The following is a 20,735-nucleotide window of genomic DNA, read 5'->3' as shown; positions in this document are numbered from 1 at the left end:
TACCCACAAATTGGCATGGAAATTACTAGAATACTAAATGACTTTATTCATACAGGTGAAACTCAATCTAAAGTGTTTAAACCACTAGTTTCATTCAAATAAAATCCCGTATAGGGATTTTTTATATATATCTGCTTTGTACTTTTTTGATGTACATTTCATTATCTTTGCGTTTAATTTCTTCACGTTTATCGGCTTTATTCATACCTTGAATTAATGCTATTTCAAGTTTAATTTTAGATTTATCATTGAAATAAATTTTAGTTGGCAAAATAGTAGAACTACTTAATTTTTCTTTTTTGCTTTTTAAACGTTCGATCTCACGTTTATGCATTAAGAGTTTACGTTCTCTATCTTCTTCACATTGTAACAACATATATTTTGCAAAAGATGCATTGCATAGAAATATTTCTCCATTTCTAAAGAAAATATAGGAATTTGTTAAATTAACGTTTCCTGCTCTTGCAGATTTAACTTCTCAGCCAAGTAATTCGATTCCTGCTTCATGTTTTTCAATTATTTTATAACCGTGTAAACCACGTCTGTTGTCACTAATTAATTTCATATTTAAAATTATATTTTAATTTTCAAATTCATGAACTTGCAAAATAAAAGTTATATAATAAAAAATATTTTATTTAAAGAAGGTTTTAATATGAATTCAACTTATATATTAGAAGTTAAAAATTTAAGTAAATCCTTTGGTAAAAAGAAAGCTTTGGATAACTTAAGTTTTAAAGTTGGCAAAGGTGAATTATATGGTTTTTTGGGTGTAAATGGAGCCGGAAAAACAACAACTTTAAGTATGATTGTAGGGTTATTACATCAAGATACAGGAACAATCTCAATTGATGGAAACGAAATTAAAACGGCCAAAGATTTTGAAGTAGTTAGAAACAAAATTGGTGTTGTCTTCCAAGAATCAATTCTTGATGATAATTTAAGCGTCAAAGACAATTTATTAATTAGAGCAACTTTATATCACAAGTTTTTTAAAAATATTAAACCAATTGAATTGGTTAATGAAATTGTTAATGATTTTGATTTAACAGATATTTTGAATCAAAAATACAGAACTTTAAGCGGTGGACAAAGAAGAAGAGTAGATATCGCAAGAGCTTTAATTCATAAACCGGAAATTTTATTTTTAGATGAGCCGACAACTGGATTAGATCCAAATAATAGAAAACTTGTATGGGATACACTTAAAAAAATAAGAGCAGAAAGAAAACTAACTATTATTTTAACTACACACTATATGGAAGAAGCTAATAGTTGCGATTATGCAATTATTATTGATAAAGGTGTTAAATTAACTGAAGGAACGCCCGCTGAATTGAAGAGTAGATTTAGTAACACAACTATTTTTGTTTATGGCGATAAAACAGCCGAATTAGAAAAAGTATTATTAGAACACGATTTAAATTTTTCTTATGATGATAACGCATATGCAATCGTTTTTAAGCAATATAATGAAGCCACAGATTTCCTTGAAAAATATAAAGACTTATTAAAAGATTTCGAACTTAAAAAAGGTACTATGGATGATGTCTTCTTAAATGTAACAAAAAAGGAGGCCAAGAATGTTTAAAAATTTACAAGTATTATTTATGCGTAATGTTAAATTATTCTTTACAGATAAAAGAAGAATGATAATGACATTTTTCTCTCCAATTGTTACTGTATTTATTTTTATTTTATTTGGAAGATATTTATTTGAACAAAGTGTTAAGGGTTTAAATAATATAGATAAAATGAAATTTGCTGATGGTTCCTTATTGGTAGGTCTGATGGGAATGACAACTTTAACAAATGGCATTAGTTTATCTGTTTTTATGGTCCAAGATTCAGAGAAAAAAATATTTAATGATTTTTCAATTACGCCGATTAAAACATCAACAATTAGATTAAGTTATTTATTATTTAACTGCTTGCTTAACATATGGATTTGTTTAATGATGTTTATCATTATTATCGTTTATATGGCCTTACGTGGAACGATTGGAATTTTAAGCGGGAATAAAAGTTTATATGTTTACTTAATTATTATATTAGGTGGCGTTATGAATTCGGTGTTCTTTACATTCGTGTTTAGTTATTTAAAAAGTGTTAGTGCTTTTTCGGCTATTTCAGGGGCACTTTCGTCAGTTTCAGGTTTCTTTATTGGGGCATTTATTCCTTTAACTATATTGCCTTTATGACTTAATGGAATTGCAACAGTAATACCTACTACTCAAATAGTAAGTCTTATGAAATGAGTTGTTTTTAGTGATATTGACGCATACAAAATGTTTGCAAGTCAATATAAATTATCAATTGCTACACTAGATGTTAATTGATGACAATCGCTAATTTATGTACTTTCATTTACAGTATTTGTTATTGGTTTATCTTCTGCTCTAAACTTTACTTGAAAGAAGAAAAGATAAAAAAGTAGTATTTTAAAATGACGGGAAGCCGTCATTTTAATTATTAAATTTGGAATTCGTGTTTGATAGCCTTTGCAAGGTTTTTAAATAGCCAAATAACTGTTAGAGGACCAACGCCGCCAGGCACTGGTGTATAAGCTGAGGTTAGTTCATATTGACCTTTTAAGTCAGCATCTCCTACAAATTTTCTATTGCCTTGTTCATCTTCAACTAATGTAATACCAGCGTCAATTAAATAAACGCCTCTTTTGATATTATCAGGGTTTACTAAGCCAGGTTCGCCAGCTGCTGTCACTAATATATCAGCGTTTTCGATACCTTTAACACCAGTATTTCTATTGTAAGTTGATACCAATCCACCTTCTTTTTTTAGCAAGAATGCTGTAGGTTTTCCAACAAGATATGAACGACCAATAACAGAAACTTTTTTACCGTTTACATCTATATTATAGTATTTTATGATATCCATAATTGCTGCCGCTGTTGCAGGTGTAAAGTATAAATCATCTCACTTATCGTTATAAAAGTTGAATGTACTTTTTTCACAAAGACCATCAATGTCTTTTTGTAATCTAATTCCATTCATTATAACTTTAGGTGAAATGTGTTCTGGAAGTGGAAGTTGAACAACGATACCGTCAGCCTCTTCGTTTATATCATCTAGTTTTTTAAGTAGGTTATTTTGAGTAATTGTTGATTTAAAATTATGAATTCTAACTTCTACACCTAACTCTTCTGCTTTTTTAATTTTATTCTTAATATAGAGTGATGAAGATGGAATATTACCTACTTGAATAATAGATAATATTGGTTTTCTACCAATAATTTGTGTTATTTCATCAAACTCTTTTTTTAACTCTTGTGTTCTAATTTTTGCAATTACATCACCGGCTAAGATCATTTTGATACCTCGCTTTCGTATTCTGCAAGTTGTTTTTTATAATTTTCTAATTTAGACTTTTCTAAATCAATTTTGTCTTTCGGAGCTTTTTTAATGAAGTTTTCATTATCTAACATTTTTGAAGCTCTTTCAATTTCAAACTTAACGTTGATAATTTTTTTGTTTAAATCATCTAAATAATTTTGTTTAACTTCATTTGATTCTTTAATGTAAATTTTCAAAGTTCCATCCGTAATTAAAACATCATTATTTTCTTCTATTTCGGCATTTGCAAGTTTATTAATCATTTTTACTAAATCATCTGTTTTATTGATATTTAAGTCATATGAAAGAGTTGTTTTCTTACTTATATTCTTATCTTCTCTGTATTTTCTTAAAATTTTTACTGCTTTAATTACAGTTTCAATTTTTGCTATTTTAGCCGACTTACTTACTTTATGAATTGGCAGATTTTCATCAAGTAATTCTGTTCCGAAAACTACATTAAATAAGTAATCTGTGACAAATGGTAAGAATGGATGAACTATTAATAATAATGATTTTAAATTTTTAAAGGCTGCTTTTTTATTTGGTGTAATTCTAAGCAATTCAATATATCAAGATGAAAAGTCATTGTAAATAAAATTATTAATTTCAGTACCAATAGTTGTTAATTCATATTTAGAAATACATTTTTTGATTTTTGCTAATAGTTTTGCTAATTTATTGCTGATTCATAAATCTGCAGGAGTTTCTTCTGTTGTATTATCATCTTCTAAACTTTGAATGTATCTTGTAATATTTCAAAGTTTATTGCATAAAGCTCATGCAGCTTTAATTTTTTCATTTGAATATCTAATATCCATTCCAGGAGTTGTGTTTGTTACTAAAAAGAATCTTAAAGCATCAGAACCGTATTCAGTAATTACTTTCATCGGATCAATTCCATTATTGAGTGATTTGGACATTTTTCTATTTTGCTCATCTCTAACAAGCCCGTGCAAAAGTACATCTTTAAAAGGTTTTAATCCAGTAAACTCTAAACTAAAGAAATACATTCTAGCAACTCAGAAGAAAATAATATCGTATCCCGTTACAAGTAAATCTGTTGGGAAGTATCTTTTTAGCATAGAATCATCATTTGGCCAACCTAAAAATGAAAATGGTGCAAGTCCGCTGCTGAATCAGGTATCTAAAACATCCGGGTCCTGAATTCATCCTTCACCAGGTGAATCTATTTGTACACGTGTTTCATCTCCTTTATATCAAGCGGGGATTCTGTGTCCTCATCATAATTGACGGCTTATTGTTCAATCGTGAACATTTTCCATTCATTTTTTAAGTGTTAATCTGAATCTTGATGGGTAGAATTTAACTGCTTCTTTAGTATCTAAATGTTTTAGAATATCTTGACTAAATTTATCCATTTTCACAAATCATTGAGGCATAACCAATGTTTCAACAGGAACTTTAGTTCTTTCAGAATAACCAACATTTGAAATAGTTTGTTCTTTTTTTACTAATAAATTATTTTGTTCTAAATATTCACCAATAGCCTCTCTAGCTTGTTCTCTAGTTAATTTATGGAATTGACTTCCAGGACAGTTAATTAAACCGTCTTTATCTATTGTTTCATTTATTTCTAAATTGTGTTTTTTGATAATGTCAATATCGACTTCTGCATGTGCTGAAAGTTTCATTAAACCAGAACCAAATTTTTTGTCCACATATTCATCAGCAATAAGGGGAATTTCTTTTTTAGTAAGAGGATGTACAATAATCTTACTTTTTAGATTTTTATATCTTGGATCATCAGGATTATAAACAACAGCCACATCGCTAAGCATTGTTTCGGTACGAACGGTTGCAACTGTCAAGAAATCATTTGAATCTTTTAAAAGATATTTAATGTAGTACATCGTTTGTTCAGTTGGAGTATTAATAACTTCAATGTTTGAAAGAGCTGTTTTTAATACAGGATCTCAATTAATAGCTTTCTCACCTTTATAAATTAAACCTTTATTATAAAGTTCTATAAATGCCTTATTTACAGCGTCATTAGAATCTTTATCTAACGTGAATCTTTCTCTTTCATAGTCTAAAGCCAGTCCAAGTGAATTTCATTGTTGTTTGAAACGATTAGCATACTCGTCTTTTCAAGCTCAAATTTTTTCAAGAAATTTTTCTCTACCAAGGTCATATTTAGTTAACTTTTCTTCATTATAAAGAATAGTTTCAACCTTACTTTGTGTTGCAATACCGGCGTGATCCATACCTGTAATTCAAAAAACATCATAGCCTTCTAATTTTTTAAACCTGATAATTGAATCTTGAATATATTGGTTTAAGGCGTGTCCAATATGAAGCATTCCAGTTACATTTGGTGGAGGCAAAAGAACCGTGAAAGGCCTTTTTACCTCATCGTGAGTGCTAAAATATTTATTATCAATTCATTTTTTAGAAATTATAGACTCGAAGGCCTTCGGGTCGTATAATTTGTCAATTTGTTTCATATTATCCCCTGTAAAAATGTACATATTTATATTAAATTAATTAATATTAAAATTATAACACAATTAATGCACTTTTCGTGCAGCTCCTAATCTAACGCCGTGAAGCTTTCTTCATTAGTAAACTAAATTCCTAAAATAATATTTTGAAAAAAATAAATTTAGTCTTATAACAACATATAAAAAACGAAAATCGCTGTTTTATAGCGATTTTAGATTTAATAATTAATTACTCGGTAATCCAACCTGAAGATTTAAAAGAATTATAAAACGAACCATACGATAGTTTATTCACGTTAATGCCGTTATCTATACTTAATGTTTCATAATTACAGATTGCATATCAATAGATTCAATATCTATTTTTAGTTTTGAATGATTTTATTTTTTTGGTTTTAAATTTAGAAACGTCTGCAACTGCAGGACTCGGATTTATAAAGGTATTTTTGTTTTCAAAAGATATCTGGAAAGTTTTATTTTCATCTTCTTTAATGATATTTTCTAAAAGTCTTGAATCATTTATATTTATATTTTGTTTCATTATTTTCTTCACTCTAAAATAATATTTAAAAAGAATTACTATGGGAAAGCCAATCAAGAATATATTTAAAGATAATGTTGTATCTAATTTATATGGAATTTCAAAGTTATATATGTTGAAAAGCGTAAATACTGTAAGTGCTAATGCAAAATAAAATATATAAATCAAAATTATTGCAAGATATCCAACTAAGACTCTAATAAAAAAATATTTAAGAACTGTTGTATTGATCTTGATATTTTTTTTAAAAAAATAGTTTTCAATTAGAATTGTTTTGTCGTTGAAATTATATTTAAGAACTATCGGCGTATAAAACAGGGAGGTTAGTAAAACTACTCCGTAAAAAACGGGATACACTATTTGCAGGAAATGATTATGTAATCAATTTATTGTTTCGTACATTTTTTATCCTAAGTTATCAATTTTAGTGTCATTAGGTAGAGTTCTAATATATCATCCAGTTTTAGGGTGTAATGCTTTAGTTAATCCCATTGAGTATAATTCGAATTTGGAATATTGTAACATTTCATCTAAGCCTAAAATTTGGCCAGTTTCTATATTTTTGAAAATTTGATTTATACCTCCCGCGCCACCTAAAATATAATGCCTATCTAATGGTGATTCGTGTAAAACAGTTCACTTTACTTTTTTCATTTTACTTATTTGGCTAGCGATACCGACTAATTTTTCATTAGATTTTTTACTTTCCTTATTAATATCAGCAAGGTATAAAATACCATTAATTGAATCTTTAAAACTATCTACACCTGTTTTAAAACTATTAATTACGTCTGCATATTTCATCAATTTTGCAAATTCTTTTATAGATTTTGTTAATAATTTTTCACCAACGTAGTACGCAACATCTGCTCCGGCTTTAACGAATTTTTCGATTAAAAAATGTGGAGTATATTGTCTTGAGGTGTTAACAAGCTCAATCATTTTTTGAGTATTTTTAAGTTCAGTTTTATAGTAATGTACAATTCCATCCAATACATCCGATAAAACTCCAGAAACTAAAGCCACTATCCCTGCAACACCAGCGATACCTGATGTTGTACCGAATGTGAAAAACGTGCTTATTGTAGACAACGCAGAAACAAATGAAGCCGTGCCACAAATTCACTTCAAGGTAATTGATACTCCAGTTAGGCCGTTTACAATTCTTGTTAGTTTATCCAAACTATTCTTTTTATCTTCATAAAAATTTATCAATTCTTCAATTTTTGAAAGTATATTTTTTGAAGATATTTGACCATCATCATTAACCATATACTTATTCAATAAGTCTGTGTATATTCTTTTTACATTTTTATTATGTTCTCTTTTTGAATAATCACTTTTGAGAGATTCTTTTATTTTTGATTTAATTGTTTTTAGATGAGATTTAAAGGCTTCAGATATATTTTCATTGTTTAAATTTTCAACTTTTGAAGCCTTATCAGGGAATTTTATTAAGAACTCCTCTTTAAACTTTTCTAAATCAATCTTATCTATAGATGTATTATTTTGATGTACATAATCAGCAATAAATTTTATTTCATCATCATTTTTATTAATTGTTGGTGCAGTTGCTGATATTGTGGTGACAACCGGTGTTATTAATTCTAATTTCATATACTCCCTTTATTTGATTCAACCTGCTTCTTTTAGTTCGTTATAAAATGATCCATAATTTAGCGTTGATCGCTGTTTTTTAGTTATTAAATACAAATTATCAGGATTTAAAATGACGTTTCAATAAACCTTGTATTTATAAGAGGTGTATCTCTTTCGTATTTTAAATTGTGTTATAAACAAACTTTTACTTAGTTTTCAATCATAATTTTCAAATTTATTATTCTTATCAAAACTAATTTGAAGTTGATTATTATATTGTTGCATCGATAAGTTTTCAATTAATCTATTGTCGTTTAACTGACTATTATATTTAATGCATGTTTTATGTGTTTTTAGTTTAACTATAAAAATAGTTAATAAACTAAAAAACCAAAGTAATGTCACAAACAATATTAGTGTCCACACTATTCAAAAATAATGATATTTTACTGAATTAATAATTGTTAGAACTAACTCTATTGTAGTTATCATTCCATAACACGCAATCAATGAAGAGCCATAAATTTTAATTTTCTTATATGAATATGCAAGTACAGTTGAATTAACTTTTATTTTTAAAACTCTGTAATTTTCTTTAATTAAGCGACACTTATAAAAAAAATTATTTTTTAATAAATCAACTAATTCTACAACCAATGAGACCAACATCATTAATGCTACAATAATGTGCATTGTATTTAACCTGAAAAAAAGATCTAATTCAGTTTTTGGGTCAATCGTTTTAGGCATATTTCAATTATATAAAATAATATTTTATTTATTAGCAAGGCACTTAATTGAATATTTAAAAGAAAAATCCTAAAACTACTATAAAACAGTAATTTTAGGATTTTTAAGGTATATAATTTATTCAATAAATTAATCAACAATTCATCCTGCACGTTTGAACTCATTATAAAATGATCCAAATGAAATTTTAATTGTTTCATTATTTTTAATTATTGCAAGATTGTCAAAATTTAATATCGCATTTCAATAGGCTTCATATTTATTTTTGGAATTATAAAACGTTATTTTTTTATTTATTGTTTTATCAGTTCATCTAAAAAAAGGTTCGTAAAAAACAAATGTATTCACTTCTTTGTAAGATACCTGATAAGACTTATTCTCATCATTTTTGATTATGTTTTCTAGCAATCTTGAATCGTCAATTTTTAAATTTTTATATTTAATGTTTTTTACTACAATACAGTACTGAACAACTAAAGCAATAGGAATACTCATAAAAAGTAAATCTACAAATATTGTAATTAATATATAAGCATATTTGAGATTATATTTTTTAAGAAACAATATCATTAATGATAAAAATACAATGTTAATAACAACGAATGAAATTCACAGAGAGTAACATAAAATTATTTTTCCGCTATAGTACTTAAGAACTGATGGATTAATTTTAATGTTTGAATTAATAAAGCATTTTTTAATTCTTATAAGTTTAAAATTTCATTGATATTTTATGGCTGAATATATGAAAAAAAACAAGAAAATTAAGGTATATGGTAAATAGTATACTACTTTGAAAAATAATCACTCTTCCGAAAATAATTTTAATACATTAATCATTTTATCCTAAATTATCTGCTTTAGTTTTATTTGGAAGAGTTCTGATATATCAGCCAGTTTTTGGATGTCTAGCCTTGGTTAAACCCATTGAATAAAGTTCAAACTTTGAAAATTTAAGCATTTGATCTAATCTCAAAATTTCGCCCGTTTCAATATTTTTGAAAATTTGATTAATTCCACCAGTCCCGCCAAGAATATAATAATTATCTAATGGTGTTTCATGCAGAACTGTTCATTTAACTTTTTTCATATTAGTAATTTTATCTGCTAAATTTTTAAGAGTATTTGTTGCTTCTTTATTATCTTGGCTTAATGTTTCTAAAAATTTAATATCATTGTAAACGCTATTAAAACTTTCTATTGCAGAATAAAAATTGGAAATTACATCAGCATATTTTAAAAATTTAGCAAATTTTGGGATAACGTTTTTAGTATATGTGCTAAACGCCTCATAGTTAATATTTAATGTAATTTTAACTATTTTTTTGATTACATCAGAAGGCGGCATGTTTTCAACATTTTTAAGAAATTTAATCGTGTCTTGTACATTTTTCAAATGATTTTTATATATATCTAAAATAATATCTAGTAGCCCAGAAACTATACCTGAAGTTGTTGCGACGATAGCTGTAGCAGTTGCAAGTCCAGCAGTTACACCAGCTGTAAAAAAGCTGGCTATAAATGTAGCTACTGATGCAGCCGAAGCGATACCACAAATAGTATTTAAAACAATTGATGCATTTGTAAGATTTTTAACAATTAAAGTATATTTTTCTAAATTCTTATTTTGCTCGTTATAAAAAGTAGTCAATGCTTCAATTTTAGACAAGATATTTTTAGATGATTCTTGACCATCTTCATTAACCATGTATTTTTTTGTTAAATCCGTATATATACGTTTTATATAACTACTAGTATTTTTGCTTTTTTTATCTGTTCTGATTGAGTTATTAATTTCATCCTTAATTTCTTGAAGATGAGTATCAACAGATTTCTTTAAATTATCTAAATTTATTGCTTCAACAGTTTGAGTTTTTTGTGGAAATTGTTTAATAAATTCAGTCTTTAAGGCTTCTAAGTCTATTTTATCTAGAGAAATATTATTTTTATTTATATAATCAAATACAAATTTATTAGCTTCATTATCTAGATTATTTGAAGGTACTGATGCAACAACTGGTGTTAATATTGGCTGAATAATTTCTAATTTCATATTTTCCTTTCTAAATTCATCCTGCATTTTTAAGTTCTTTATAGAATGAACCATAATTTATCATATAGTACTGTTTTGAAGTCTTTAAAAATAAATCTTGCACGTTTATAATTAGTTTCCAATATATTTTCATATTTCTTTTTGGCACCCTTTTAGATATTCTAGATATTCAAAAGTTATATTTAATTTTCGTTTTTGAATCTACATTTACAAAACAATTATTTTTTGAAAAGTTTACCTGAAAACTATGATTATATTGTTCTTTAGAAATATTTTCAATAAGCCTATCGTCAGGTTGTATATTATTAATTCTTATTGCTTGCTTAAAATCTTTTAATGTAGTTCTATATTTAAAAATATTTATCAGATATCACAGATAGTTAAATGCTAATAACATTATTCATAGATAATAATATTTCTTATATTTTATTAAGTTCATTACAAAAAGAGGTATCTGAAATAATGATCCAATTGTGATTATTCCGAGAAATATACTTATAGTTATTTTTAAACGATTATAAAAATAATTTAAAACAGTTGTATTTACTTTTATATTTTGAATTCTATAAAGTTCAGTTATATATGATTGACTACCACTAATTTTGTATTTTCATTGAATTGGACGCCAAAATAGTCAAATTGATAAAGTTATTATTGTGGCGATTATCAACATAAATAAAGCTCTGATTGTAAAATCGTATATAGAAAAAGAATTCAATTATCCCTCCATTTTCAAGTGATATTTTGTAATATAAAGTTTTTAGCTGCCATAATTATAATATAAAGCGAAAACAATTATTTTACAGACAACTTTATTGAATGATTTTTTTCATAATAAAAATCCTTAAAACCCTTTTTTATAAGGTTTTAATGATTCATAAGCAATTATTTAATGTTATTTATTAATTCAACCATATAATACAAATTCATTATAAAACGAGCCAAATGAAATTTTAATTGCTTGACCATTTCTTATAATAGCAAGCCCTTCATAATTCAAAATTGCATTTCAATATACTAAATATTTATTTTTTGTTTTAAAAGATGAAATAGTTACGTCTTTATGTTTACGACCAGCAATATTTAATTTCGTGAATATAAATGTATTTGTTTCTTTAAAAGAAATTTGAATGTCTCTATTTTCATCATTTTTTATTATGTTTTCCAGCAATCTTGAATCATCTATTTTTTCACTATTCTTTTTTATTTTTTTAACTACTAAACTGCATTGTATGATTAATCCTAAAGGTAAAGGTAAAATTAAAACATTAATGCCAAGCATAGTCAATGGAAGTCAAATATCAAAATTATATTTTTTTAATAAAATAATTAGACTTGTTAATAGCACTATGTTAAACGTTATGAACAGAATCATATAAAGATAACATAAAAAGATTCTAACCAAAATAAACCGCAATACTTTTGGATTTAATTTGATATTTTCATTTAAATAATCTTTTTGAACCATAATTAGTTTATAGTTCAGCATATATCTTGTAAAACTATAAATCATAAATATTGTGAATATTGTTAAAAAAATAAAAGAATAAAGATATCAGGTAAATTCTCATTTTTCTGCGATTCAACTTAATACTTTATACATATTATCCTAAATTATCTATTTTTAAATTATTAACTAATATTAATTATATATAAACCGCTGCCATTTTTGATCTGCAATAGTGTAAAATAAAATATATGAAACCTCAAAATAAAGCAGAAGTTGATCAATCTATTACAAGGTTAGAAGAGATCAACGAAATTAAAATATTAAATGAAGATGACATTAATACATTAAGCGATAAACAAAGACAATTATTGCTTGAAGATGCTGAATCTCATTTAACTGACGAAGAATGAAGAAAAAAATATCTTGCCAATAAACGCAAGATTATTTGAGCTACCATTATAACTTCAATTGTTTTTACTGGTTTAATTGTCCTATTAATTGTTATGATTTTAATTATTGCAAAAGCTATTTAAAATAAAAAACCCTTTTCTCGGAAAGGATTTTTTAATTATTATTTTATTATTGAGCTGAAGCTAAAATACCCTTACGTTTTAATGTTTTGATTGTTTTAGCACTTACTCTTAAAGTTGTAGGTGTACCATTGCTGCTTGTAATTGTAATTTTTTGTAAGTTTACATTAAATTTTCTTTTTGTAGCATTCATAGCGTGAGAACGAATATTTCCAACTAAAGGTCCTTTTCCGCTTAATTGATCTCTTCTTGACATGGTATTCTCCTTTCGTGATGAAATAAATATTATTAATTATATATTATTAGGATATTTTTTAAAAATTTATTTTAGAATATTTCAAATTTCTTTAGCGGCAATAGCACCATCGCTTGCAGCGGTTATGATTTGTCTAACTCTTTTTTCTCTAATATCGCCAACTGCATAAATTCCTTTTAATGTAGTTTCCATTTTTTCATCTGTATCGATAAAACCATTTGAGTTAGTTATTTTTAAATTTTCAAAATGTTTTGAGCTAGGAATAAAACCAATCATAGGGAATAAAGCGTCACAATCCTTAATAATTATTTTTCCTTCAGAACCTATAAAACTGATTTTTTGGATGATATTTTCACCGTCTATACTTATAATTTTTGAATTCTTGTAAATAGTAATTTTAGGGTTTTTTAAAACCTTATCTACAATAATTTTTTCGGCACTAAATTTATCGCTATTTACAATCATTGTAACATTATTGGCATATTGACTCATGAAGTCAGCCTCTTCAAAAGCACTATTGCCACCACCAAGTACAAAAATGTTTTTATCTTTGTATAATGGTCCGTCACAAACTCCACAGTAGCTTATACCTTTATTTGTAAATTTATCAAAATTTTTAATATCAGTAGGTTTTCTATTTACCATTCCTGAAGCTATAATAATTGTTTTTGAGTGTAAAATTTCACCTGATTTTAAGATAACTTCTTTTTCCAAAGGGCCTATATTATTGATGTTTATGACTTCTGCAGTTTTATATTTAGCACCAAAAGATAAAGCGTGTTTATAAATTTGTTCGGCCAGTTCAAAACCCGAAATGCTTAAAATACCAAGTAGGTTTTCAACTTCGCTTGTGGTGTTAATTTTTCCTCCAGGAAGTTCTTTTTCAATAACTAAGGTATTTAAACCAGCACGAGAAGCGTATAATGCTGCGTTTAAGCCACCAGGGCCACCACCGATGATTATAATGTCATATAAATCCATTAACTAACAACCTCTTTGATTGGTTTTGATTTTCTAGTTTTAATTCTAGTTTTTTCTAATCATTGAATATAAAGATCTGGATGTGCGTATTGATAAACAAATCTATATTTTCTTCATTCTGAAACATAATGTGTTGGATTAAAGAATTGGAAGAATAAGAATGCTAATGCACCCGCAAAGATGAATAAGTATGATGCAACAACATACATTTGATATGAATTTTGACGCAATGGTTCCATTGCCAAACGAACTAAACCGTATCAAATAAAGTATCATGAAGCTGTTGATCCTGGTTTTAATAAGCTCATAGTATTAATAATTCATACTAAAACTATGTATCCAAATAAGTTTGCTAAACCTTCGTAAAGGAATAATGGATATCTATATCCGATTCCGTTTGCATCTGAAATAAACATATTTGAAGCAAAAGTTTTACCAAAAATTAATACAGCACCACCATCGTAATCAATTTTCCCGTATAATTCGTGGTTAGCATAGTTACCTCAACGACCAATTACTTGCCCAATTAATATTGTAGGAATAATTATATCTGCAACTTTTCTTATATCTACTTGATCCCTTTTGGTGTAAACATAAATAAAATCACAAATGAATGCACATACAACACCACCTTGGATACTTAAACCACCTTGCCAGATTTTATATCAGTCTGCTCAGTTGAAATTTGGATTTTTGGTTTCTTCAACTAAGTCCCATAAACGAGCACCAATAATAGCAGTTGGAATTGTAATAACAATTAAAGTTAATAAAATATCTCACTTGTATCTTGCTCTCTTTCAAAAGATTGCGATTGTCAAAATTGAGGCAATAATACCGAGCATCAATGTCAATGAATATGTATGCACTGGAAGCTTACCAATGTAAAACATAACTGATGCCCCTATTTTATCAGGAATAATTGGTGCATCAGGTGTTCAAACACCAGGTGCAACGTGTGAAGCTGGTGAACTAATCATAATCTACCTCCTTTTCTCTACTACGTTTTGTTAGTAAACTTAAAGCATCATAACCTTCTCTTTTAGATAAGAAAGCTATAACTGCAGCTTCAATTAATGAAGATACAGATGCTCCAACTTTAACGGGAACTTGTACTTTTGGAATTGTAGAACCTAAAATAGGATATTCCATTTTTTTGTTTCCTAATCTGTCTAAAGATAAGTAGTCAATGCTTTGATTTGAAACTAATTCAACACAAAGGTTAACGACAGTACCTCTTAGAATACTTTTAACTCCATAAGTTTGCAAAACATTAATTAATCCTGTACCTCTCATTTCTAAAAGATCTCTCGTCAAATATGGTGCATATCCAAAAAAGTTAGCACTAATATGCTTAATTAACACCGCATCATCAGCAACAAACAAGTGACCTCTTTGAATTAATTCGTGTGTAGCTTCTGATTTACCAATTCCCGAATCACCTATAATTAAGACACCAACGCCATAAATAGATAACAAGCATCCGTGCACTTGTGTTTCTTCAGAGTAGAAGTCTGATAAATATGTGCCAATTGTTGAAGTAATTTTTGATGTACTCTTATCCGAAACATAAACAGGTATTTTGTATTCATCACATAGTTTTATAATTCACTCGGCAGGCAAAGGGCTCATACCTTTTGACAATATCACAAGTGGTGGATGTGCTTCAAGTACTCTTTTTAAAATTACTTGAGATTGTTTTTTACCAAGTTTTTTAAAATAAGTTGATTCGCTGGTTCCTCAACAAATTACATTTCTAGCATATCTTGTACTTTCGGAAACATTAGCAATTTCTAAACCAAGTCTTTTAATTGCTGGATAATGAATATTTCTATAAGAAAGATCATCAGTTTTGTTTGCTAATTGAATATTGAATTTTTCAATTATCTTTTTAACGTTAATTAATTTTTTGCTCATAAATTCCTTAATCAAAATTATTATAAATATTATATATTAAAACTTATATTAAATAATAAGGAGGCTAAACAAACAAAAAAGAACATTATTCATATTAGTTTTACCTAAAACATCTATAAAATAAATTAAAAAGACTCTAGTGCTTTTTAGAGTCCGTTTTATTTATAAGCTCTTTTATGATTTCATCATCCGTTTTATTTGAATTAGAATTTTCATTACTAGTTTGAATACTATCATTATTGACAAATTCTACGGTTTGTATGTATGAATGTGGATATTTTTTGCATCCGAATAAAATATAAAGCGAAACATTCTTATTTATTTTTGAGATATCCTCCTGTTTTGAGATTGAAACAAGGGACTTATATAAAAATATATTTATAATTAATAATCAGACATCCAATACTATAAAACAGACAAAAATGATATTTGTAATGACAATTGCAACTATTATTCCGTTAGAATATTCATTAATTTTAGATAACATAACATTTGAAACGATGAATAAACTAACAAACAAAATTAAATTTAATATGACTGTTTTAAAAGATGTCTTTGTTTTATTCCCAATGTGAACCTGATTTACTGTTATAACTTCAATTCATTTGTTTAAAATTTCATCTTTTGTGTATTTTTTATTCTTCATTTTTGTCCTTAATCAAAAGTAACATTTTTAAGATTTTTTGCTCAGTTAATAAAGTAGGTATAAACTTTATTAAAATCGGGTTTATTATTTTGTTTAAAACCCTTATTGTCCGCTATCTTATATAACATATTATATTTTTTAATATCATCTAGTGAATCTATATCATCAGAATTTAGATTAAATTCTTCTAATAATCTTTCGGGATAATATTTTGCTATCACATCTATAAAACAGTTAAATAAGAATTTTTGAGGAAAAATTTTTGTTTCGATGGAACCGATCATTGCTAGTTTGGCTGCAGCCTCTTGGTCATTTAATTTAGGCAATAAAATACCTGGAGTATCCATAAAAAAGATATTATCAACTGCTACTCATTTTTTATCTCTTGTCACACCTGGATAATTAGCCACTTTTAAACTTTTCTTTCCAGACATTAGATTGATAAGTGTACTTTTTCCGGCGTTCGGTATACCCATTACGAAAACTTTAATTCTTGAATTAATTAGACCTTTTTCTCTGTCTCTTTGTTGTTTTGTTTTAGAAATCTTTTTAATTTCGCTTAAAATTTGATTTTTGCTTTTTGGATTTCTTAAATCAAGCCAAAGCAGTTTTTCATTTCCAAATCTTTTTTGAATCATTGACTTTTTATCACTATCCATTAAGTCAGATTTAGTAATTATAAAAATTCTTGGTTTTTGTGGTGCTATTGAATCAAAATCTTCATTATAACTACTGATTGGACATCTTGCATCTAACACAATTATAAAAATATCTGCTAGTGTTGCATTTTCTTTAATTTCCTTTATTGCTTTAGCCATATGGCCAGGATATCAGTTGATGAGTTGTTTTTCTTCCTTAATTTCTTTTAAATTATTTTCCATAATTTTTATTCATTTCCGCAACTAAATTTAAAGCCTCAAATTCTGATATTTTATCGTGGCATTCAATTAAGTTTTTTTCAATTTGTTTTTCTAATAAATCTATTTTATTGGTTAATTCATCCATCTTATTTCATATTTTTTCGATGTAATTATTAACTTCAACAACTGAATATCCATTTATTTCGTGGCTAAATGAAATGCTTTTTAATTCGTCAATTTTATCTTTCATTTTTATCTCCTAATGAATATATATGATTCAATATTATGCCAGTGGCTACACCAACGTTTAAACTTTCAAATTGAATAGGTATGTATATTTTCTGATCTGCTAATTTATATAGTTCTTTATTTATGCCAATGCCTTCATTACCCATAATAACAACGATTTTATCATCAGGATAATTAACTATATCATATGGAATACTATCCTTCTCTAAGGATGTCGCAAAAATTTTATAGCCTTCTGATTTTAATAAATCAACTGTTTTATAGTTATTTTCGTAATTTAATAAATTGATATTAAATAGTGCTCCTTGAGTTGACCTTACTATTTTATCGTTGTAAAAGTTTATATTAGAAAAAATTGTATCAAAACCAAAAGCTAATGCAGTTCTTATAATAGTCCCCACATTGCCGGGGTCTTGCACATTGTCCAAAAACACTATTTTATTGCCTTTTTCGGCGTTTAATTTTTTTATACATAGAGCTACAACGCCTTCAGGATTATTGGTTTTAGTAATAGATTTTAAAACGTTATCACTAACTTCAATTGCATTAATATAACGATCATTGCCTTCTAACTCGTAAATTTCACTAACTAAATTATTTTTTAATGCTTCATTTACTAAATGATAGCCCTCAACGACAAAAACAGCATCTTTATTAGTGTTTTTGGCAATCAACTTTCTTAGATTTTTAATTTTTTCATTGTTCACACTTGTTATTCTGGTTTTCATGTTTTTAAAAAATCTTTTCCTTTTTGAACTTCAACTTTTGATAAGTCTCTGAAATCAAGCTGACGCATCACTTCGAAACCTAATATGGCAACGCAGTTAGCTAAATTTATGCTTCGCATAGCTGAAACCATTGGAATTCTTAAACATCTATCTAAGTGATCTTTTAGGATATTTTTATCTATTCCTGTCGATTCTTTTCCGAACATTAATCACACTTCTTTATCTTGGTTATAAATTTTTGAATAGTCAATATCTGAATAAGAAATTTCGCCATATCTAGTTATATAATAGATATTTTTGTTTTTGTATTTTGCGTAAAAATCTTGATAAGAATTGTGAACTTCGTGCTGTATATCACTCAATAATCTTCCGGCTGCTTCTCTTTTTAAATATTTTGGGTTTAAATCAAAACTAATTGGTTTAATGATATGTAGCTTGGCCCCCAGGGCAAAACAGGTTCTAATTATGTTAGCTGTATTAGGTGGTATTTCGGGTTCAAATAAGACAATATTTAGCATTTTTTCTCCTTGTTTTTATATATTTATTATATATAAAAAAGAGCCTAAGCTCTTTTGTGAATTTATAATTATTTTTCAATTTTAACTTTAACACCAGGACCCATTGTTGCAGATACAACGATGTTTTGAACATATGCACCTTTAACGGCTGCTGGTTTAAGTTTTTTGATTAAGTTGATAACTGTTTGAATGTTTTCAACTAATTTTTCAGTTGGCATTGAAACTTTACCAACTAATGTATGGATAATACCCGCCTTATCTGTACGGTAATTTGCTTTACCTTTTTTAAGTTCTTCTACAGCTTTTTCAGGTGTAGGAGTAACTGTACCAGTTTTAGGGTTTGGCATTAAACCTTTAGGCCCAAGTTTTTTACCATATTTACCTAAAAGAGGCATCATAGCAGGATCTGCTACCATAACGTCAAAGTCAAATTCGTCTTCTTTAATTTTTTGTTCTAATGCAGCACCATCTACAACAATGTCAGCACCTGCTGCTGTAGACAATTTTTGTTTTTCTGGATTATTTGTAACAACTAATACTCTAACTGATTTACCTGTACCATTTGGTAATAATACAGCACCACGTAATTGTTGATCAGCTTTTCTAACGTCAAGGTTAAGTTTCATAACTAAATCTAAAGAAGCGTCAAATTTTGCATATGAAGTTCTTTTAGCGATTTCAACAGCTTCTGTTAAGTCGTAAGCGATTGTTTTATCAAATGAACTTCTAGCAGCTTCTAATTTTTTTCCGATTTTTGATGACATAATTAGTTGTCTCCTTCGGTTTCTTCTTCTGAAATTGTTACAACTTCGATACCTTTACCTTTAGATTCGATCATTTCTGCTTGATCAGCTTCTAAAGCAGCTTCTCTAGCAGCGGCTTTTGATTCTGCCTTTTTAGCAGCTAAAGCAGCTTTTCTAGCAGCTTCAACGTTATCATACCCATCAACTAAAATACCCATATTTTTTGCTGTACCAGCAATAATACTCATTGCCACTTCAACATCATCAGTGTTTAAATCAGGTAATTTGTATTCTGCGATTTCTCTTAATTGGTCTACTGAAATAGTAGCAGCAATTGTAGTTTTTGAGTTTGAACTTGCTTTGTTAATTTTTGCAGCTTGTTTTAATTTGTAACTAGCTGGTGAAGTAAATAATTTAAATTCGAATGATTTGTCATTGTAAACGGTAATTTGAACAGGAACTGGTTCACTACCTCTTTCACGTGTTGCGTCGTTAAATGCACGTGTAAATTCAGGCATGTTTATACCTACACCTGCTAATGCAGGTCCAGGTTTAGCTTGACCAGCATTAAATTGCAATTTACGAACACGGACAATATCAGCTTTTGATTTTGCCATATCTTGTTATCCTTTCGATAATGTGGTTCTTGCGATTTCTCTCCCACTTGTTAAGAGCAATTTAATAATAAATTGCGTTTATATTATATATAAAAAGTTTATTTTCATAATAAATTCACAAGTATTTACACCTAAGTTTATTTTTATAAATAAAAATATTATTTGAAATCAATTTATATTAAAAATAATTAGATTTACCGAAAATTTTTATTACAAATCCAAAATTACTATAAAACAGGTTTATTTGTTAATTTAAACACAGCAACAATTTACAAAAAAAAAAAAAAAAATAATGCAGGATAATTTAGATATATAAAAATATTTAAGTTTAAGAGGTTTAAAAATGTCTAGAAAAAAATCAAAGGTTTTATCTGGTTTAGTTGTTGCATCTAGTGGTGCGATTGTGGCTATGAGCACTACTGCTTTTGCTTCAAATATTAAAAATTCAGAGAATAAGCATAGAGAGAATAAAGACAATTCG

The 20,735-nt window shown here is 27.4% G+C and carries 24 protein-coding genes; 3 read left to right on the top strand and 21 right to left on the bottom strand.

Features of this window, described 5'->3' with window-relative positions:
- Nucleotides 1-121 precede the first annotated feature (121 nt).
- The gene (gene smpB, locus T390_RS0102575) at nt 122-565 is read right to left on the bottom strand and encodes an SsrA-binding protein (protein ID WP_027334948.1); all 444 of its coding nucleotides are present in this window, start codon (nt 563-565) and stop codon (nt 122-124) included.
- A 90-nt stretch (nt 566-655) separates the two neighbouring features.
- Between smpB and T390_RS0102570 the strand changes: the two genes are divergently transcribed.
- Together T390_RS0102570 and T390_RS0102565 are read left to right on the top strand one after the other, a co-directional pair.
- Nucleotides 656-1,591, top strand: coding sequence for an ABC transporter ATP-binding protein (locus T390_RS0102570; protein ID WP_027334947.1), 936 nt, complete (start codon nt 656-658; stop codon nt 1,589-1,591).
- Nucleotides 1,584-2,429, top strand: a complete 846-nt coding sequence (locus T390_RS0102565) for an ABC transporter permease (RefSeq protein WP_027334946.1) — start codon at nt 1,584-1,586, stop codon at nt 2,427-2,429. Before T390_RS0102570 ends, T390_RS0102565 begins: the two co-directional genes overlap by 8 nt.
- Nucleotides 2,430-2,472: 43 nt before the next feature.
- On the opposite strand, the gene T390_RS0102560 is transcribed toward T390_RS0102565, so the two are convergent.
- The 9 genes from T390_RS0102560 to T390_RS0102520 all read right to left on the bottom strand — a co-directional run bounded on the left by T390_RS0102560 (nt 2,473) and on the right by T390_RS0102520 (nt 12,230).
- Nucleotides 2,473-3,330 carry a bifunctional 5,10-methylenetetrahydrofolate dehydrogenase/5,10-methenyltetrahydrofolate cyclohydrolase gene (locus T390_RS0102560; RefSeq protein WP_027334945.1) on the bottom strand — a complete coding sequence of 286 codons (858 nt, stop codon included), beginning with the start codon at nt 3,328-3,330 and terminating at the stop codon, nt 2,473-2,475.
- Nucleotides 3,321-5,822 carry a valine--tRNA ligase gene (locus T390_RS0102555; protein ID WP_027334944.1) on the bottom strand — a complete coding sequence of 834 codons (2,502 nt, stop codon included), beginning with the start codon at nt 5,820-5,822 and terminating at the stop codon, nt 3,321-3,323. The genes T390_RS0102560 and T390_RS0102555 overlap by 10 nt, the downstream gene beginning before the upstream one ends.
- A gap of 226 nt (nt 5,823-6,048) precedes the next feature.
- Nucleotides 6,049-6,762: an MAG0920 family protein gene (locus T390_RS0102550; RefSeq protein WP_027334943.1), complete on the bottom strand. Its 714-nt coding sequence runs from the start codon at nt 6,760-6,762 to the stop codon at nt 6,049-6,051.
- Nucleotides 6,763-6,765: 3 nt separating this feature from the next.
- Complete coding sequence (locus tag T390_RS0102545; RefSeq protein ID WP_027334942.1) at nt 6,766-7,977, bottom strand: hypothetical protein; 1,212 nt, start codon at nt 7,975-7,977, stop codon at nt 6,766-6,768.
- 9 nt (nt 7,978-7,986) lie between these two features.
- Nucleotides 7,987-8,709, bottom strand: coding sequence for an MAG0920 family protein (locus T390_RS0102540; protein ID WP_027334941.1), 723 nt, complete (start codon nt 8,707-8,709; stop codon nt 7,987-7,989).
- Nucleotides 8,710-8,838: 129 nt separating this feature from the next.
- Nucleotides 8,839-9,204 (bottom strand): hypothetical protein, encoded by a 366-nt coding sequence (locus T390_RS04090; RefSeq protein WP_156930752.1) that lies wholly within the window; start codon nt 9,202-9,204, stop codon nt 8,839-8,841.
- A gap of 346 nt (nt 9,205-9,550) precedes the next feature.
- Nucleotides 9,551-10,762, bottom strand: a complete 1,212-nt coding sequence (locus tag T390_RS0102530) for a hypothetical protein (RefSeq protein ID WP_027334939.1) — start codon at nt 10,760-10,762, stop codon at nt 9,551-9,553.
- Nucleotides 10,763-10,772: 10 nt separating this feature from the next.
- Entirely contained in the window at nt 10,773-11,480 is a 708-nt protein-coding gene (locus tag T390_RS0102525; protein WP_027334938.1) for an MAG0920 family protein, read from the bottom strand.
- 177 nt (nt 11,481-11,657) lie between these two features.
- Nucleotides 11,658-12,230: an MAG0920 family protein gene (locus T390_RS0102520; RefSeq protein WP_156930751.1), complete on the bottom strand. Its 573-nt coding sequence runs from the start codon at nt 12,228-12,230 to the stop codon at nt 11,658-11,660.
- 230 nt (nt 12,231-12,460) lie between these two features.
- On the opposite strand from T390_RS0102520, the gene T390_RS0102515 reads away from it, so the two are divergent.
- Nucleotides 12,461-12,745 (top strand): hypothetical protein, encoded by a 285-nt coding sequence (locus tag T390_RS0102515; protein ID WP_027334936.1) that lies wholly within the window; start codon nt 12,461-12,463, stop codon nt 12,743-12,745.
- Between the two features lie 46 nt (nt 12,746-12,791).
- Here the strand turns inward: T390_RS0102515 and rpmB are convergent, their stop codons facing one another.
- The 11 genes from rpmB to rplK all read right to left on the bottom strand — a co-directional run bounded on the left by rpmB (nt 12,792) and on the right by rplK (nt 20,254).
- A complete protein-coding gene (rpmB, locus tag T390_RS0102510; RefSeq protein ID WP_027334935.1) occupies nt 12,792-12,998 on the bottom strand; it encodes a 50S ribosomal protein L28 in 207 nt (68 codons plus the stop codon).
- A gap of 66 nt (nt 12,999-13,064) precedes the next feature.
- The gene (locus T390_RS0102505) at nt 13,065-13,979 is read right to left on the bottom strand and encodes an NAD(P)/FAD-dependent oxidoreductase (protein WP_027334934.1); all 915 of its coding nucleotides are present in this window, start codon (nt 13,977-13,979) and stop codon (nt 13,065-13,067) included.
- On the bottom strand, nt 13,979-14,956 hold the full coding sequence (gene lgt / locus T390_RS0102500; RefSeq protein WP_036436142.1) for a prolipoprotein diacylglyceryl transferase: 978 nt from the start codon (nt 14,954-14,956) through the stop codon (nt 13,979-13,981). The genes T390_RS0102505 and lgt overlap by 1 nt, the downstream gene beginning before the upstream one ends.
- Nucleotides 14,949-15,893 carry an HPr(Ser) kinase/phosphatase gene (gene hprK / locus T390_RS0102495; RefSeq protein WP_027334932.1) on the bottom strand — a complete coding sequence of 315 codons (945 nt, stop codon included), beginning with the start codon at nt 15,891-15,893 and terminating at the stop codon, nt 14,949-14,951. The genes lgt and hprK overlap by 8 nt, the downstream gene beginning before the upstream one ends.
- Before the next feature lie 136 nt (nt 15,894-16,029).
- A complete protein-coding gene (locus T390_RS0102490) occupies nt 16,030-16,539 on the bottom strand; it encodes a hypothetical protein (RefSeq protein ID WP_027334931.1) in 510 nt (169 codons plus the stop codon).
- Between the two features lie 8 nt (nt 16,540-16,547).
- Nucleotides 16,548-17,420 (bottom strand): ribosome biogenesis GTPase YlqF, encoded by an 873-nt coding sequence (gene ylqF / locus T390_RS0102485; RefSeq protein WP_027334930.1) that lies wholly within the window; start codon nt 17,418-17,420, stop codon nt 16,548-16,550.
- A complete protein-coding gene (locus tag T390_RS0102480; protein WP_027334929.1) occupies nt 17,410-17,649 on the bottom strand; it encodes an MAG0865 family DivIVA-related protein in 240 nt (79 codons plus the stop codon). The genes ylqF and T390_RS0102480 overlap by 11 nt, the downstream gene beginning before the upstream one ends.
- Nucleotides 17,639-18,355, bottom strand: a complete 717-nt coding sequence (locus tag T390_RS0102475) for a TrmH family RNA methyltransferase (RefSeq protein WP_318023686.1) — start codon at nt 18,353-18,355, stop codon at nt 17,639-17,641. Before T390_RS0102475 ends, T390_RS0102480 begins: the two co-directional genes overlap by 11 nt.
- 5 nt (nt 18,356-18,360) lie before the next feature.
- Nucleotides 18,361-18,894 carry a tRNA (cytidine(34)-2'-O)-methyltransferase gene (locus T390_RS0102470; RefSeq protein WP_027334927.1) on the bottom strand — a complete coding sequence of 178 codons (534 nt, stop codon included), beginning with the start codon at nt 18,892-18,894 and terminating at the stop codon, nt 18,361-18,363.
- 68 nt (nt 18,895-18,962) lie between these two features.
- Entirely contained in the window at nt 18,963-19,658 is a 696-nt protein-coding gene (rplA, locus tag T390_RS0102465; RefSeq protein WP_027334926.1) for a 50S ribosomal protein L1, read from the bottom strand.
- A gap of 2 nt (nt 19,659-19,660) precedes the next feature.
- Nucleotides 19,661-20,254 carry a 50S ribosomal protein L11 gene (rplK, locus tag T390_RS0102460; protein WP_027334925.1) on the bottom strand — a complete coding sequence of 198 codons (594 nt, stop codon included), beginning with the start codon at nt 20,252-20,254 and terminating at the stop codon, nt 19,661-19,663.
- Nucleotides 20,255-20,735: the final 481 nt, after the last annotated feature.

Source organism: Mycoplasmopsis felifaucium ATCC 43428, from assembly GCF_000687775.1.
GTDB lineage: Bacteria > Bacillota_I > Bacilli_A > Mycoplasmatales > Metamycoplasmataceae > Mycoplasmopsis > Mycoplasmopsis felifaucium.
The sequence above is the reverse complement of the archived record's forward strand: the minus strand, read 5'-3'. Positions and strand labels throughout refer to the sequence as shown.